The organism is Lysobacter sp. H23M47 (assembly GCF_015209765.1).
GTDB classification, from domain to species: Bacteria; Pseudomonadota; Gammaproteobacteria; order Xanthomonadales; family Xanthomonadaceae; genus Novilysobacter; species Novilysobacter avium.
In genome coordinates this window covers 1,277,222-1,294,125 of sequence record NZ_CP063658.1, presented here as the reverse complement: position 1 = coordinate 1,294,125, position 16,904 = coordinate 1,277,222, and the positions used below count along the sequence as shown (strand labels likewise).

At 67.6% G+C, this 16,904-nt stretch carries 8 protein-coding genes; 1 reads left to right on the top strand and 7 read right to left on the bottom strand.

Annotated elements, in window-relative coordinates:
• The first annotated feature begins 58 nt into the window (after positions 1-58).
• Complete coding sequence (locus tag INQ43_RS05860; protein WP_228062636.1) at positions 59-322, top strand: PAAR domain-containing protein; 264 nt, start codon at positions 59-61, stop codon at positions 320-322.
• An 86-nt stretch (positions 323-408) separates the two neighbouring features.
• Here INQ43_RS05860 and INQ43_RS05855 read toward each other — a convergent pair whose 3' ends face one another.
• From INQ43_RS05855 to acnD, 7 genes are all read right to left on the bottom strand, one after another.
• Positions 409-831, bottom strand: a complete 423-nt coding sequence (locus tag INQ43_RS05855; protein ID WP_193986994.1) for an OsmC family protein — start codon at positions 829-831, stop codon at positions 409-411.
• 167 nt (positions 832-998) lie between these two features.
• Complete coding sequence (locus INQ43_RS05850; protein ID WP_194037412.1) at positions 999-2,939, bottom strand: AAA family ATPase; 1,941 nt, start codon at positions 2,937-2,939, stop codon at positions 999-1,001.
• Positions 2,936-6,547: a UvrD-helicase domain-containing protein gene (locus INQ43_RS05845; RefSeq protein WP_194037411.1), complete on the bottom strand. Its 3,612-nt coding sequence runs from the start codon at positions 6,545-6,547 to the stop codon at positions 2,936-2,938. The genes INQ43_RS05850 and INQ43_RS05845 overlap by 4 nt, the downstream gene beginning before the upstream one ends.
• Positions 6,544-10,266, bottom strand: coding sequence for an exodeoxyribonuclease V subunit gamma (gene recC, locus INQ43_RS05840; RefSeq protein WP_228062635.1), 3,723 nt, complete (start codon positions 10,264-10,266; stop codon positions 6,544-6,546). Before recC ends, INQ43_RS05845 begins: the two co-directional genes overlap by 4 nt.
• A 420-nt stretch (positions 10,267-10,686) precedes the next feature.
• Positions 10,687-12,813 carry a M13-type metalloendopeptidase gene (locus tag INQ43_RS05835; RefSeq protein ID WP_228062634.1) on the bottom strand — a complete coding sequence of 709 codons (2,127 nt, stop codon included), beginning with the start codon at positions 12,811-12,813 and terminating at the stop codon, positions 10,687-10,689.
• A gap of 142 nt (positions 12,814-12,955) precedes the next feature.
• Positions 12,956-14,143: a 2-methylaconitate cis-trans isomerase PrpF gene (gene prpF / locus INQ43_RS05830; RefSeq protein ID WP_194037409.1), complete on the bottom strand. Its 1,188-nt coding sequence runs from the start codon at positions 14,141-14,143 to the stop codon at positions 12,956-12,958.
• 46 nt (positions 14,144-14,189) lie between these two features.
• Entirely contained in the window at positions 14,190-16,841 is a 2,652-nt protein-coding gene (acnD, locus tag INQ43_RS05825; protein ID WP_194037408.1) for a Fe/S-dependent 2-methylisocitrate dehydratase AcnD, read from the bottom strand.
• Positions 16,842-16,904 lie beyond the last annotated feature (63 nt).

Genomic DNA, 16,904 nt, shown 5'->3' with positions numbered 1-16,904 from the left:
GCGCGGGCGTACTTCCTCGCGCTAGACTGGTGCGGTCGAGCGAGACAAGGAGAACACCATGGCAAAGATGTGGATTGTGATCGGCGATCCCACCAGCGGCGGCGGCAAGGTCATCACCGGCTCGCCGTTTACCGATATCGATGGCAAGCCCGTGTCCCGGGTGACCGATCAGGCGACGTGCCCGACCCACAAGGGCAGTTTCCCGATCATCGACGGAGACGCGACCACCACGATTGATGGCCAGCCGGTTGCGGTCCACGGAAGCGCGCTGGCGTGTGGATGCAAGGTGCTGGCAGCCCGGCAGATGCGCGTGTCCCTGTAGCAGCCCGGCGTCGTAGCGACTCAGGCGCGGAGACGTATTGTTTGCGCCAGGATGCCGCCGCGGCGGGTGCGCGGCGGCCGTTCCGGCTACGCGTCGAGTTTCGCATCCATGGTGATGCTGGCGCCCTTGAGCACCTTGGATACCGGGCAGCCTTCCTTTGCCGCCGTCGCGATGCGCTGGAACGTCGCGTCATCGGCGCCAGGCACCTTGGCCTTGACGTCGAGATGGATGGTGGTGATTTCCAGCGCGTCCGGATCCAGCGTGACCGAGGCCGTGGTCTCGATCTTGTCCGGGGTCAGGTTTTCCTTGCCCAGCATCATCGAAAGCGCCATGGAGAAGCAGCCGGCGTGGGCAGCACCGATCAGTTCTTCCGGATTGGTGCCCGGGCCGTCTTCAAAGCGTGCCTTGAAGCCATAGGGCGCGTCGCGCAGCACGCCGGTCTCGGTCGAAATGCTGCCCTTGCCGGTCTTGACTTCGCCGGTCCAGACAGCCGATGCGGTCTTCTTCATGGGGTTCTCCTGATGACGGGTGGGGTGCCGGTACGGGCAACAGCCGTAACCGGCGAACCCCCACTATGCCGTTTCGGATGCGATGAGCCTGTGTGCTCTGCGCGCCGACCTTGGAAGGTTGACCGTCGCAGAGCGCGCGTGTCTTGCGCCGGCCGACGCCCGCGGAGTTACGACCACTGGCTTGCATCCAGCCTGGCGCGCAGACCGCTCGAGCGGCGCGCGGGAGTTGAGATCGCGCGACGGAGCACTGCGTCCGATGCCCATAGCTGCACCTTTTGCCGGGCGCGCGAGATGCCGGTGTAGAGCAGCTGCCGGGAGAGGATCCGGTTGTCCGGATCAGGTGGCAGCAGCACGGCGACTTCGCGGTACTCCGATCCCTGGCTCTTGTGGATCGTGATGGCAAATCCACCCTGGTGGTCCGGCAGGCTGCCCGGCGCGAAGCAGACCGCACGGCGGCTGCGCTCGGTCGCTGGCGCCCCGGCATCATCGTCGATCACGCTGCCTGCGGACGCGGCGCTGGCTGCGGACGCGGCGACGGTCACCGCAAACCAGACCCCCAACGCGCCGTCAGCATCCTCCAGGCAGATGCCGAGATCGCCGTTGAACAGCCCGGCGGTGTAATCGTTGCGGGTGATCATCACCGCGCGACCGGGGTACCACTCGCCCCGGGTGAGGGAAAGCGCGTCGCCCGATGAAGCGGCGCGAACCGATGACTCCAGGTGGCGGTTGGCCGCTTCGGCGCCGAATTCGCCTTCACGCAAGGCGCACAACAGCTGCCGTTCGCGTAAACCGTCCAGAGCGGTCAGGACGGCGGACTGGTCCGGTGCACCGTCAGCGCCGCGCGGCAGCGGCGAGAACGCACCCGCTGCGCGCAATCCATCGGCCAGGCTTCGGGCCCAGCTGGCCAACGCGGCGTCCAGCTCGTGCGGGGCGCCGATCTGTACGCGCCGCACCTGATCACCCGCGTCGACGACAGCGCGCTCGAACGCGTCGATGTCACCAAGGCGCACCGCTTCATTGAGTGGCAGCAGCGACTGGTCGGCGCGAAAGCTGTGCGAGAGCCGGACCAGACCGGGATCGGCCGCTGCCTCCATCGCGCCGACCAGATCCAGCAATACCGAACCGGTACCCACCGAGGTCAACTGGTCGGCATCGCCGACGAGGATCAAGGCGGCATCCTCGCGCAATGCCTCCAACAGATGGCGGAGCATCGCCAGGTCGACCATGGAGGCCTCGTCGACGATGACGATGTCGGCAGGCACGGGATTTCCTGCGTGGTGCACGAACCCGCCGCCATGTCCGCGGCTTCCCAGCAGTCTGTGCAAGGTGCTGGCAGGCGCGTTGAGCGATGCGTCCAGCCACGGGTGCCAGTCTTCGGGCAGCGGCGTCGGGCCGTCGCGCATCAGCCTGGCGCCGTCGCGCAGCGACTCCGATAGACGCTGCGCCGCCTTGCCGGTTGGCGCGCCGATACGGACGACCGCCGGAGCGGCGCCTGATCCGGCGCGGCGCTTGAGCAGCAGCATCAGCATGCGCAGGACGGTCGTGGTCTTGCCGGTGCCGGGTCCGCCGGTAAGCACAAACAGGCGTTTGCCCGGGACCTGCGCCACGGCGGCGCGCTGCGCAGCCACGCGCCCGCTTCCGTCCCCATGGAACAGGACCTCGATGTCGGCCGGATGACCCTCAGGCTCGGTTCCGGCGCCTGCGCGACGCGCATTGGCATGGCGCGCCACGACGCCCTCGTGCAGGTGGTTGCGCAGCAGGTAGAAATACCCGCTATCGACCACGAACGGCGTGGCTGCGACTGCCGGCGCGGCTTGCGTGGACCCGGCAGTCACCACCGTCACCATCGGGTCGGCCATGACCTGCTCCAAGGCGTCATCCTCCAGCGGCGGCATTCCATGGCGGCCGGCGGCCTCGCCACGCAGCGGCAGTGCGCTGTCGCCGTGGCCGTCGGCCAGGCTGGCCCAACCCGCCAACTCCGCCAGCGCCGCGGAGCCACCGTGCGCCCTCACCCAGCGCGCCACGGTGTGATCCAGCATCCGCCACACCTCGGGCGGAGCCGGCTCGTTCGCCGGTCGTCGGAAGTGGTAGGTGGCTGGAGCGCTCACGCGGCGACCTGGGTGCGCGTTTCGCCCAGAACGCTGCCGACCGCGTCCAGCAGCGGATCGGGAAACCGGTGTCGCCAGATCCCGGCACCCGGTGCCAGCCCTGCCGCGCGGACAAACAGGTACACGCATTCGCCCAGGTGTCGCGACCGGTCATAGCCCACACCAAGCCGCTGGCGCAGGTAGCGGTCCACGGCGAGCGTGTACAGCAAAGCCTGGAAGCGATAGCGGCTCCGGTCCATCTGCTCAAGCAATGCGCTGCCCATGTAGTTCCCCAAGGAATCGCCCAGATAGTTTCCTTTGTAATCAAGGACGTAAAATCTTCCGTTACAGTGGAATGTCAAGTCGATCTTGCCGTTCATCAGGCCGCTCAGCACCCGCTGGCTGGTCGGCACCAGATGCGGCTCTCCGTGGGCCGCGCACGCTTCGCGAAGGTCCGCAATGGAGACCGCATCGAGGGCGAAATGGAATCCCATCTCCGCACGAAGGTCGGTTTCGGCCAGGTCCGCGAGCGAAAGATCAGGATGTCCCTGAAGTCCCAGCGGTGCCTCCAAAGCACCCTGCAGTCGCCGGGCGAGCGTTTCGGTCAGCGGCGACTGCGCGTGGTCCTTGCGACGCACCCCGGAATCACCCAGATACCGCTCCACCAGCGGAAGCTGGGCGGTGATCGGCTCGCCAATTTTGCGGAACTCGAATACGGCGTGGACGGCGTTGCCGAAATCCGTGCCGCGGACGTCCGCCAGCGCGAGAAGTTCGGGATGTGGCGCGGCGGGTAGCTGCTGGGGCACCGCCGCGCTCGAGCCCGCCGCGGTGGTGGCCTCGGTCTCGTCCCCGGCAGCGGCCTCCGGATTGATCGCTTCGCGCTGTTCGCCGTGGGTCAGCGTGGTGAAGCTGTGCTTTCCCGGCAGCGGGCCGATCGGCCATGCCGGCATGGGGCGCGCGGTGCGTTGCCGCGTCGTCTTGGTTGCGTCGGGCACATAATGCTGGCGTTCCGTCGGAAGCCAGCCCTGCCTCCACTCGACCCGCGTGGCCTGGGCTTCCAGTTCCGTGCTGCCCAGCGGTGACGACAGGCGCGTCAGCATCACATCCAGCGCGCTGCGTTTGGTGCCTTGCAGTGGCGACTTCGCCGTTGCACTCGCCGGTCGCTCCACGTCCAGGGCGAACACGTGGCACGCATAAATGGCGCGGGTCAGCGCCACGTACAGCACGCGGAACCGTTCGTCCTGCAGTTCCTGCAACCTGGTCGCAGCAGCCTCAGGCGAGCGCTCGACACGACTGGCCCCGGTGCGCGGATCGGTGAGGACATGCATCTCGCCACCGGTTTTTTCGCCGTGGTTCCACATCAGCGGCAGGAACACGATCGGAAATTCCAGGCCTTTGCTGGCATGCAGGGTCATCAGGCGAACCCGCGCGCTGTCGGACTCGATCCGCAGCTGCGCGGCCTCAACGGCGTCATCGCCGGAGTCGCCCTCGCCGTCCCGGCATTCGGCCAGCCAGCCCAGCAATTCCTCGAAACCCGGATCCTCCTCGGACCGGGCCTGCAGCAGCTCGCCCAAGTGGCGAAGGTCGGTCAAAGCGCGCTCGCCGGCCAGGGTCTGCAGGTAGAGCGGTGCCATGTGCGTGATCAGCCGCTCGACCACATGCAGCACGCCGCGACGCTGCCAGTCCAGATGCCATTGGCGGAACTGCCCGGCCATCGCCTGCCAGCGCAGTACGTCGTCGCCCCACTCCTGCAGTTCGCTGAAGCTGGTGCCCCACAGCCGGGTGGCGGCCGCGGCGCGCAGCGCGCCGAGCTCGCCGGGATAGGCCACGGCGTACAGGACGGTCTGCAGGTCGCGGGCGATATCGGTGGCAAAAACGCTGCTACGGGTGCTGGTGACGCAGGGGACGCCGCGCGCACGAAGCTCGTCGCGCAGGGTGGTGATGTCCCTGGCCGTCGGCAGCAGTACCGCGATATCCGAGGGCGCCACAGGGCGTCCGGCAATGCGGTGGACCCGCGACTGCAACATCCCCGCGATCTGGTCCGCGCAGGCGCGCAGGGCTTGAGCGCGACGCTCCGGCTGGGATGGCGCCGCCGGGGTTTGGTGGTGGATTACCAGCGGCTTGGCGCAAGGGTCCCCTTCAACAGTGTAGGGCGTCGCGCTCCGGCGTTTGGAGGCTTTGACCGGACTGCAGCGGATCTCCGTTGCATCCAGCGCGCCCAGCCGGTTTCCGGCCACCGCGTAGAACTGGTTGATGGCATCCACCAGCGCCTCGCTGGAACGGTGGTTGGTGTCCAAGGTGAGCCGGTCGCTGGCGCCGGCGCTGGCCGCCGCGCGCTGGTAGGCATGGATGTCCCCGCCGCGGAAGGAATAGATTGCCTGCTTGGGGTCGCCAATCATCACCAGCCGGCCGCGCGGGGCGCCACCGGCATCGCGGTAGACCGCGTCGAGGATGCCGTACTGCAGCGCATCGGTGTCCTGGAATTCGTCCACCAGCGCGACCGGCCAGGCGTCGTGCAGCGCATCGGCCAGCGGGCGTTCACCGCCGCCGTCCGCCTCGCGTAGCAGCGCGTCGCTGACGGTACTGATCAAGGCATCGAAGGTGAGCTGGTGGCGGGCCGCGAGCCGCGACTGGATCTCGCCGCGCGCCACCGCTGCCAACTCACGCCAGAAGCTCATCCGCAGGCCCTGGATGGCGGGAACGCACGCTTCGGCAAACTGGCCCGCGGCCAGAAGCTCGGGATCCCTTTCGAATGCTCTTTTCAGCCCAGTCAGCTTCGAGGCCTCGGCCAGTCGCTTGCAGCTGTCTTCGGAAGGGAGCCGCGAATGGTCCTTCAGCAGCTCGAGCAGTTCAGCGAGCACGCGCGGCAACGCGGCTTTCCTGCCAAACGTGTCGACGCTGCCCGCGACGATCTCCTCCAGCTTCGGTATCCACGCGGGGTCAAGCGCCGCCTCGATTTCCGCGGACGACATGCCGCCGACCGCCACGCCCTGCCCGAGGCAGATCTTGAGCCCGTTGCGCAGCCGGTCGCGGGTCAGGTTACCGGCGCGTCCGGCGAGCAGCACCAGCGGGTCGCTGTCGTCCCCCTGCTGCAAACGACGCCACAGGTCGCCTGCCACCTCGTCCAGGAGGGCGTCGCTGGCAACCATGTCGCCCATCACGAAGGCCACGCCACAGGCGAACGGGTGGTCGGCGAGGATCCTCCGACACAGGCTGTGCAGGGTGCTGATCGGGGCGGCGTCCATCTCCGCCAGTGCGAGGCGCAACGCCTGCAGGTCCCTGGATCGTGCGTCGGCGTCCTGCTGCCAGCGTTCGTGCAGCCACAACGCATCGGGGCCGGCATCGGCCGGGACAGGCTCGGCGGATTCGGCGAGCTGCACGGCCCAGCGCAGCTTGCCGCGCAAGCGTTCGCGCAGTTCCTGTGCGGCGGCTTCGGTGAACGTCGTCACCACCACCTGTCGCGGCGACCGGCCCTGTTCGAGCAACAGGCGCAGATAGAGAACGGCAATGGTCCAGGTCTTGCCGGTGCCGGCACTGGCCTCGATCAGGCTGCGCCCGCCTGGTGCCAGGTCCAGGTCGCGCCAGTCCCGGGCGCCAGCCTGAGCGTGCGCGCAAACCGTCTCGTTCATTGCTGCTTCTCCATGCAAGCAGATTCGTCGGCGGTCGCGTTGCGGCGCAGCGGCGATGCCATGTCGATGCATTCGTGAAGCGCCAAGGCAAAGCGGTGCAGTTCGGCCAGCTCGTTGCTGCCGCCGGCGAAATCCACGCCACCGGCCAGCAGCCGGCTGTAGCCGGGCGCGTAATCGCGCTCGCCGGTGCCGCCGTCGTGCGTCGCCACCCAGATACTCTCGACGTTTGCGGGCGCTGGCTCGCGATCATCCTGCCCGCCGGCACCGCTGCGCGGACTGACCGTGGGTTGGATCGCCTTCCAGGCGGTTTTCGGAAAGTACCAGCGTGGCCTGCCCTGCGCCTGCTGCCACCAGTGCAGCAAGCGCGAGAGCCGCCGCTGCAGATCGCTCAGCAGCTGCGATCGTTCCTCCGGCGCTGCCTCCACAAAGGCCTCGTCCCAGGCGTTCAGCGCGCCGGACCAGCTTGGAATCTCGTCGTCGACCAGGGTCGCCAAACGCACCGTCGGCATCCGCCCACCCCCTCCCGCCGTATGCAGGCGCAGCAAGGCCCAGTCCATGAACATCGGCACGCGGTCCTTGAAGTCCAGATCCTTCTCCGCCTTCAAAGCGCCGCCCTGACCGGGAAATGCGCGCAGCATCTGCCAGTGTTCGCGGCCCTCGTGGCTGAGCCGGTACACGTGAGCAACCTGACCGACCAGCGCGACGTCCCCGATGGGCTGATCAATCACCACGCTGACCGGCGCCGGCACGCCATGCTCGAACGCCGGCAGATCGGCCAGCCGTTCGAGCAGTTTTGCCACCGCCGCCGCGGAGTCTTCCCAGGCCTGCACGCCCGGCCTCCCCGGCGGCATGATGCCGCCCAGGCGCAGCCAGTCCGGCGCACGTTCCGGCGGCCACTGCCCATCCGGCCAGGCCGGCAGCGCATCGTTGAAGAACAGCTTCCGTGGCACCGAATCCAGCGCGCCAAACCGGGGGTCGACCGGCTCCTCGCTGGGAAGGCGATCATCCACCAGCGCGTCCAGGCTGATCTGCATGCGCCGGCCCAGCACCTGCGCGGCGGGGTCGCGGTAGTAGGCCTGTACCTCCCGCAATGCAATCGGGCCCTCGAGAACCACCTCGCGGGTGCCGTCGCGATCGAGGAACGGGGCGACGTCGGGTTGTACGCCCTGGGCATGCATGGCGGCGAATTCCTGTTGATAGGAGAACAGGCGCGGGTCGCTGCCGTCGTAATAGCGGGCATCGAAGGGCTGCAGGGGGTGACGGATGATCCACGGCCGCGGCGTGTCGGTGTCGTCAGCGGCCAGGCCGGCGGATGCATCCAGTACCGCCAAGAGCTCCGACAGCGGCTGCGCAGGGTTTCTCGGCTTGCCGTCCATCACCCCTTCGCCCAGGTAACTCAGGTGCAACCGCTCGCGGGCCGACATCAGGGTTTCCAGGAACAGGTAGCGGTCGTCGCTGCGCACGTCACGGTCGCCGAGCCGCCGATAGCGCGCCATCAGGTCCAGGCCGGCGTCGCTGCTGTTGCGCGGAAACTCGCCGTCGTTCAGGCCGAGCACGGCGACCACCTTGAACGGGATCGCCCGCTGCGGAACCATACCGCAGAAGGTGATGCCGCCCATCAGGAAGCGCTGCCGCTCCGGCGCAGCGGCGAGGCGTTCGACCAGCAGGTCGCGGACGACGCTGAAGTGCAGCTCGGGGTCGACCTCGGCTTTCGCGGTTTCCGTCGCCAGCGTGCGGATGAAACCCAGCAGCACGGCCCTTGCGTCGCGGGCGTCGGCGTCCATCAGGTCGATCCGGAACATCGCCTCGAATCGGCGCTCCAACTCCGCCGCCCAGGCGCTCGGCGGACGGGATTCCTCGGCGAGATCACAAAGCGCCTGGATCTCGCGCAACAGGTGATCCAGCGCGCCCAGATGGGCGGCGGCCGGGCCGTGGATGCCAGTCAGCGGCGCAATGGCGACGCCGCCCGGCAGGGCGACCGATGGTTGGTGCTCGATATCGGCGCGGTCCGCCATCAGATAGCCGGCCATCATCCGGTCCATCGACCAGCCGAAGGTGTGCTCGGCGATCGCCGGCACGCCGAAGCGGCTGCGGAATGCCGGGTCCAGCGCCCACGCCACGCGGCTCGTCTGCAACCAGCCGCTCAGCTCGTCCACCGCGCCAGCATCCAGACCCAGGCGACCGGCGACCTCGGGGATGGCCAGCAGATCCACCACCTCGGGCGCGGTGACGCGGGTGCCGGGCAGATCGAGCAGGCGCTGGAACGCACCAAACAACGAGTGGCTGCGCGCCACCGAAACATCGGCCAGGTGGTACGGCAGGCGCTCCCCGCCGTGCCCGGCGACACCGAACACGGCGGGAATCAGCGGCACATAGGAGCGGATGTCCGGCGCCATCACTACGATGTCCGCCGGACGGATCGGCTCGCCGTGCTGGTCCGTGCTTTCTATCGCGTCGAGCAGCTGGTCGCGGAGGATTTCGAGCTCACGCAGGCGGGTGTGGCTGGCATGAACCCGCAACGACGCGTCGGCGATCTCACACTCAATGACCGCTGGCTGCCGGAGCTCCACCGCCTCGGGCAACGGCGCCAACGCGCGGATGCTCTCCTGCACGCGCTGCAGTCGGTTGACCGGCGACGAGACCTCCTCGTCGGCCCGATGGCGCACGTCGGCCAGCACGTCGTCGCTGCCATCGGCCAGCGCCATGATGAAGTGCTGGCCCATCCGGCCCCAACTGGCCAGCAGCGGATTGTCCTGCTCGATCCAGTAATCGCCCGCGCCGGCGCTTTCCAGCCCGGCCAGTTCCGCGTCGCGCCGCTGCTGGATCTCCGCCACCGTGTTGCCCAGGCCACCCCAGTACTCACGACAGGGATCGGGGACGTACATCGCCACCAGCCGGTGGCGGGCCGCGGCGCGGATCACCGCCAGCTCGGACGGCGCCAGATGACTGACACCAAAGACATGCAGCGCATCACCGCCACCGTCGTTGCGGTCCAGCAGTCGGTCGATGAGGGTGGCGACGACGTCGCCGCGGTGCGGCCCCAGCTGCGCGCGCAGATGCCGCCAAAGCGGCGCCAACAGCCGCTGCTCGGTGGACGCCATTCGCGGATCGCCGCCCTGACCGGTGACTGCGTCCAGGCGTCCGTGCTCCCAGGCGTTGAGCCAGTCGGGTCGGTAGACCACGTACTGGGAATAGATTCGCGCCAGGCGGTCAGCGAGCTGAAACCGGCGCCGCGCCACGTCCGCGCCGGCATGCCGCGCGTCGGCGTCCGCCGGCTGGAGGTAGGACGCGATGCGCACATCGGTGACGCCGATTGCATCCAGGTCGCGGCCGAGCAGTTCATGGATGTTCCAGCGCAGGTGCTCGCGCTGGTAACGCGGCAGCGACACCGCCTGCTGGCCCAGCTGCCGCTCCGCCAGATTGCCGATCCACGTGCTCGGGAGCTGAATGTCGAGGTTGGCAACGATCCCGCCCGGTCCGTAGGCGCGGGCCAGCGCGCCGTTCAGCCACTGCTTCATTCCCGGATGCGCGGCGATGATGGTCTGCGGGGCGAGCATATTGGCCGGGCGGGTCACCGCCAGCAACTCGCGCAGCGGCCCGAGCAGCATTTCCAGCCGGCTGGCACGGTAGATCACCAGACCGGTAGTCTGCGCCGCCCCGTCCACTTCCCGCAACTGTCCGCGCTTGTCGACTGACGCCACCGCACCGCCCCCTGTCATGAGGCTCGAAGGATAGCGTCCAACGGTCGCAGCGGCTGAGACCTGGGTGGGCGGGCGTGACCTGTATGCCTTCCTGGCGAATGTCCCCCGGCCTCCGCCTGCGGCGGATGCCTCCTCCTTTATTTCGCCTGGAAGGCATACAGGCCCCACCAGCGCGGGTGGCTTTGCGCTTTTACAAACTACCGCCACATCGGTTCGGGGGTGAATGCCCTTGACGGCGAAATAAAGGAGGAGGCACCGGCTTCACCGGTGCCGGAGGACATTCGCAGGCGAGGGCATTCACCCCCGGCGCCCTCGTCACCCAGCCCCCGTAGATGAGACGCTTGCCACCCGGATCGCACAAGAAAAAACCCGGACCGACATGGCAGCCCGGGTTTATGCAAGCGATGCGTCAGTAACCAACGCATCGCCGGTGTGGCATCACCAGATGCGGACGCGATCCTCGGGTGCGATCCACAGCGCATCGCCCTGCTTGACGTCAAACGCGTCGTACCAGGCATCGATATTGCGCAGCGGCGCGAACGCGCGGATGTGGCCCGGCGAGTGCGTGCCGTTGACCAGCTGCTGGCGCAGCGCATCGTCGCGCCACAGCGTCCGCCAGACCTGCGCCCAGCCCATGAAGAAGCGCTGCTCGCCCGTAAAGCCGTCGATCACCGGCGCTTCCTTCCCATCCAGCGACCGCCGGTAGGCTTCCAGCGCGATGGTCAGACCACCCAGGTCACCGATGTTCTCGCCCATCGCGACCTTGCTGTTGATGTGCATGCCGGGCAACTGCGGGAACTCGTAGGACTCGTACTGCGCGCCGAGCTTGGCCGCCTGCGCCTCGAACTTCGCCGCATCCTCCGACGTCCACCAGTCGCGAAGCAGGCCGCTGCCGTCGGACTTGCGGCCCTGGTCGTCGAAGCCGTGGATGATCTCGTGGCCGATCACTCCGCCGATGCCGCCATAGTTCACCGCCGGATCGGCGTCCGGATCAAAGAACGGTGGCTGCAGGATCGCGGCCGGGAACACGATCTCGTTCTTGACCGAGTTGTAGTAGGCGTTGACGGTGTGCGGGGTCATGCCCCACTCCGCCTTGTCGACCGGCTTGCCGATGCGCACGCGGCGGTAGTCCCACTCGAACTGCGCGGCGCGCACGGCATTGCCGAGAACATCACCCTTGGCGACCTTGAGGTCGCTGTAGTCGCGCCACTCGTCGGGGTGGCCGATCTTCAGGCCGAAGCCCTTGAGCTTGGAATGCGCTTCGGCCTTGGTGGCCGGGCTCATCCAGTCGAGCTGGTCCAGACGCGCACCCATCGCGGCCTTCACGTTGGCGACCAGCGCGTCCATCTTGGCCTTGGCGTCGGCGGGGAAATACAGCTTGACGTAGTCGCGCCCGATCGCCTCGCCCATCGCCGAGGAGGTGTAGCTTACCGCCCGCTTCCAGCGTGCCGCCTGCTCGGGCTGGCCGGACAGGAACTTGCTGCGGAACTCGAACTCGGCGTCGGCAAACCGGCTCGACAGCATCGGTGCGGCGTTGTCGATGGTGTGGAACGCCTGCCAGGCCTTAAGCGTGTCCAGATCGCTGTCGGCAAAGATCTTCGCGATCTTCGGCAGCGCGGTTTCCTGGCGGATCACGCCGTCGGTCGCGTAGTCCAGGCCGGCGGCCGTCAGGTAGGTCTGCCACGGGAAGCCGGCGGCGACGGTGTCGAGCTTGTCCAGTTCGACCGGGTTGTAGGTCTTGTCGCGGTCACGGCTTTCCGCGCGCGTCCAGTGGGCCTTGGCGATCTCGGTCTCCATCTTCATGATCGCGTCGGCATTCGCCTTGGGATCGACCCAGCCGCCCAGCTCCAGCAGCTGTGCGATGTATTGGACATAGCGCTCGCGCTGCGGCGCGAACTTCTCGCCCAGGTACATCTCGCGATCACCCAGCCCGAGGCCGGACTGGCTGAAGTACAGGGTGTAGACGTCGGGGTTGCGCTGGTCATCGGAGACGTAGCTGCCGAAGAAGCTGCGGCCCAGGCTGGCGCTGCTCTCGCCCATCAGGCGCGCAATCGCGTCCTTGTCCTTGGCGTTGCGAATCGCGACCAGATACGGCTGCAGCGGCTTGTCGTCGAGCGCCTCGACGGTCTTCTCGTCCAGGTAACCCTGGTAGAGGGCGGCCAGCTTGGCCGCGTCGCCGCCGGTGGCCGGATCGGCCTGGGGGTAGCTTTCCAGCAACTGGTGCACACGCTTCTCGGACAGGTCGCGCAGGCCCAGGAACGAGCCGTACATCGACTTGTCGGCCGGGATCTCGGTCTCTTCCGCCCACTTGCCGCTTACGTAACCAAAGAAGTCATCGCCCGGACGCAGATCAGTGTTCATGCCATCGGTGTCGATGCCCCAGGTACCAAAACGACTCGCCGAGACGGCCGCGGTGTCGGCGCTGCCACCGGCGTTGGCGGGCGCGGCATACAGCGCGCGCAGGTCGCAGTTGGCGTCAAGGCAGCGGTCGGTGGCGTTGGCGGCCAGAGGCGCGCCCAGGGTCAGGGCGACCGCGGTCGCCGCAAAAAGCAGGGTATTTTTCAAGGAAATCTCCGTAAATGAATTCAGATGATGCAAAAAGCCATGCCCCGTTCTAACCCACGGGGCGCGCAAACATCAGTGCCAAAGGCTGGGGGCCCGAGCCGTCGAGTGAGCCTGGAGGAGTGCCCGCTGGGCAGGAGCTCGCTCAGAACGCGTCGGCAGGCACCCGCACCCATCCCTCCATCAACACGCGTGCGCTGCGGCTCATGATGGCCTTGGTGACCTGCCACTTGCCGTCCACCTGCACCGCTTCGGCGCCGACGCGGAGCGTTCCCGATGGATGGCCGAAGGTCACCGCCGTCCGATCCCCGCCGCCCGCCGCAAGGTTTACCAGGGTCCCGGGAACCGCTGCCGCGGTGCCAATGGCGACCGCCGCAGTGCCCATCATCGCGTGGTGCAGCTTGCCCATCGACATGGCGCGAACGTTGAGGTCAATGGCGTCGGCGGCGATGGCTTTGCCGCTGGACGCGGTATAGGCGGCCGGTGGTGCGACGATCGCGACCTTGGGCCTGTGCTGCCGACCCGCGGCCTCGTCGATGTGCGCGATCAGGCCCATACGCACCGCGCCGTAAGCGCGGATGGTCTCGAACATGGCCAATGCCTTCGGGGCGCTGTTGACCGCGTCCTGCAGCTCGGTGCCGGTGTAGCCAATCGAGTCGGCGTTGATGAAGATGGTCGGGATACCGGCGTTGATCAGCGTGGCCGGGAACGTGCCGACGCCGGGCACCTCCAGCTCATCGACGACGTTGCCGGTGGGGAACATCGCCCCGCCCTCTTCGCCGTCATCGGCCGGATCGAGGAACTCCACCGCGACCTCCGCCGCCGGGAAGGTCACCCCGTCCAACTCGAAGTCGCCGGTCTCCTGCACCTGCCCCGCCGTCATCGGCACGTGGGCGATGATGGTTTTGCCGATATTGGCCTGCCAGATGCGCACCGTGCAGATGCCATCGCCTGGTACGCGCGCCGCGTCCACCAGCCCGTTGCTGATCGCGAACGAGCCGACCGCCGCGGTGAGGTTGCCGCAGTTGCCGCTCCAGTCGACGAACGCCTTGTCGATGGCGACTTGGCCGAACAGGTAGTCGACATCGTGATCCGGGCGCGTGCTGGCGCTGACGATCACCGTCTTGCTGGTGCTGGAGGTCGCCCCGCCCATGCCGTCGGTCTGCTTGCCGTAGGGGTCGGGACTGCCGATCACCCGCAACAGCAACGCGTCGCGGGCCGCGCCCGGGACACGGGCGACCTCCGGCAGGTCGTCAAGGCGGAAGAACACACCTTTGGAAGTGCCGCCACGCATGTAGGTGGCAGGAATGCGGATCTGGGGCTTGTGGCTCATGGACGATTCCGGCTGCAGGCGAGGAAGGAGGATGACCGGACCGCGGTCAGGCGTTTGCGATGCTTACCGCTTCCGCGCTCTTGCCAGCGCTGCCGCTGGATGACGCCAGGAAGTCCTGCGCGAACCGCTGCAGCACCCCGCCCGCCTCGTAGATCAGCAGCTCGTCATCGCTGTCGATGCGGCAGACCACCGGCACTTCGACGCGCTCACCGTTGCTGCGGTGAATGACCAGGGTCAGCTCCGCGCCCGGCGCAGGCGTACCCAGCACGTCAAAGGTCTCGGTGCCATCGATCCCCAGCGTGTTGCGGTCGGTGCCGGGCTGGAACTGCAGCGGCAGTACGCCCATGCCGACCAGGTTGGTGCGGTGGATGCGCTCGAAGCCTTCGGCGACGATCACTTCCACGCCGGCCAGCCGCACGCCCTTGGCCGCCCAGTCGCGCGAGCTGCCCTGGCCGTAGTCGGCACCGGCGATGATGATCAGCGGCTGCTTGCGCTCCATGTAGGTCTCGATGACGTCCCACATGCGCATGACCTTGCCTTCCGGCTCGAGTCGGGCCAGCGAGCCCTGGCGGACCGAGCCGTCCTCGTTGCGTACCATTTCGTTGAACAGCTTGGGGTTGGCGAACGTGGCGCGCTGCGCGGTCAGGTGGTCGCCGCGGTGGGTGGCGTAGGAGTTGTAGTCCTCCTCGGGCACGCCCATTTTGGTCAGGTACTCGCCGGCCGCGCTGCTGGCCATGATCGCGTTGGACGGCGAGAGGTGATCGGTGGTGATGTTGTCGCCCAGCACCGCCAGCGGCCGCATTCCGGTCATGCTGCGCTCGCCGGCCAATGCGCCCTCCCAGTACGGCGGACGGCGGATGTAGGTGCTCATCGGGCGCCAGTCGTACAGCGGGTCGACCTGCAGCCCGGCCAGTCCGCTGCGCGCGAACATCGGGTCGTAGACCTGGCGGAACTGCTCGGGCTTGACGCTGGCAGCGACGATCGCATCGATCTCGGCATCGTCGGGCCACAGATCCTTGAGGGTGACCGCCACCCCGTCCTTGTCGATACCCAGCACATCTTTTTCGATATCAAACCGGATGGTGCCGGCAATGGCGTAGGCGACCACCAGCGGCGGCGAGGCCAGGAACGCCTGCTTGGCATAGGGGTGGATGCGACCGTCGAAGTTGCGGTTGCCCGACAGCACCGCGACCGAGTACAGGTCGCGTTCGATCAGTTCCTTCTGGATCACGGGGTCCAGCGCGCCGCTCATCCCGTTGCAGGTGGTGCAGGCGAAGCCGACGATGCCGAACCCGAGTTGCTCCAGCTCCGGCAGCAGTTTGGAGTCCTCCAGATACAGCTGCACCGCCTTGGAACCCGGCGCCAGCGAGGATTTCACCCACGGCTTGCGGGTCAGGCCGCGCCGGTTTGCGTTGCGCGCAATGAGGCCGGCGGCAATCACGTTGCGCGGGTTTGAGGTGTTGGTGCAGCTGGTGATGGCGGCGATGATCACCGCGCCATCGGGCAGCAGGCCTTCGGCTTCCTGAGCCTGGGCCTTGTCCAGGTCCACCGCGATGCCGCGCGCGGCCAGATCCGATGTCGGCAGACGCTTGTGCGGGTTGGACGGACCGGCCATGGTCCGCACCACGGCGGACAGGTCGAAAGTCAGCTTCCGCTCGTACTCGGCGGTGACCAGATCATCCGCCCACAGGCCCGCGTGGCGCGCGTAGGTTTCCACCAGCTTGACCTGCTCGTCGGCGCGGCCGGTCAGCTTGAGGTAGTCGATGGTCTGCTGGTCGATGTTGAACATCGCCGCGGTCGCACCGAACTCCGGGGTCATGTTGGAGATCGTCGCGCGGTCGCCCAGCGTCAACGCCGTCGCGCCTTCGCCGAAGAACTCCAGGTAGGCGCCGACCACGCGCTCGTTGCGCAGGAACTCGGTCAGCGCCAGCACGATATCGGTGGCGGTGATGCCCGGCTGCGGCTTGCCGGTCAGCTCCACGCCGATGATGTCCGGCAGGCGCATCCACGACGGCCGGCCCAGCATCACGCTCTCTGCTTCCAGACCGCCGACGCCGATCGCGATCACGCCCAGCGCGTTCACGTGCGGGGTGTGGCTGTCGGTACCCACCAGCGTGTCGGGCGACGCCACGCCATCGACGGCCTGGATCACCGGCGACATCCGCTCCAGGTTGATCTGATGCATGATCCCGTTGCCCGGCGGGATCACATCGATGTTCTTGAACGCCTTCTTGGTCCAGTTGATGAAGTGGAACCGGTCAAAGTTGCGGCGGTCCTCGATCGCCCGGTTCTTGGCGAACGCGTCGCGGTCGAACCCGGCGTGTTCCACCGCCAGCGAGTGATCGACGATGAGCTGCGTCGGCACCACCGGATTGACCTGCGCGGGATCACCGCCCTGCTCTGCGATCGCATCCCGCAGGCCGGCCAGGTCCACCAGCGCGGTCTGGCCAAGGATGTCGTGGCACACCACTCGCGAAGGAAACCACGGGAAATCCAGATCATTGCGGCGCTCGATCAGCTGCAGCAACGACGCATCCAGAGTTTCCGGATCACAGCGCCGCACCAGATTTTCCGCGAATACGCGCGAGCAGTACGGCAGCCGGGCGTAGGCACCGGGGCGCAGCGCATCCACGGCGGCGCGCGCATCGAAGTAGTCCAGATCGGTGCCCGGCAGGGGCTTGCGGTTGGCTGTGTTCATGGTCGGCGTTGGGGTCCTCGTTGGCGGATGGCGTATCGACGTCCACGTGGCGCGCGGGACGGG

Bases quoted from the DNA above. Each gene is read 5' to 3' on its own strand.
- INQ43_RS05855 (WP_193986994.1), bottom strand. From the start codon at position 831: ATGAAGAAGACCGCATCGGCTGTCTGGACCGGCGAAGTCAAGACCGGC.
- acnD (WP_194037408.1), bottom strand. From the start codon at position 16,841: ATGAACACAGCCAACCGCAAGCCCCTGCCGGGCACCGATCTGGACTAC.
- INQ43_RS05860 (WP_228062636.1), top strand. From the start codon at position 59: ATGGCAAAGATGTGGATTGTGATCGGCGATCCCACCAGCGGCGGCGGC.
- recC (WP_228062635.1), bottom strand. From the start codon at position 10,266: ATGACAGGGGGCGGTGCGGTGGCGTCAGTCGACAAGCGCGGACAGTTG.
- INQ43_RS05845 (WP_194037411.1), bottom strand. From the start codon at position 6,547: ATGAACGAGACGGTTTGCGCGCACGCTCAGGCTGGCGCCCGGGACTGG.
- prpF (WP_194037409.1), bottom strand. From the start codon at position 14,143: ATGAGCCACAAGCCCCAGATCCGCATTCCTGCCACCTACATGCGTGGC.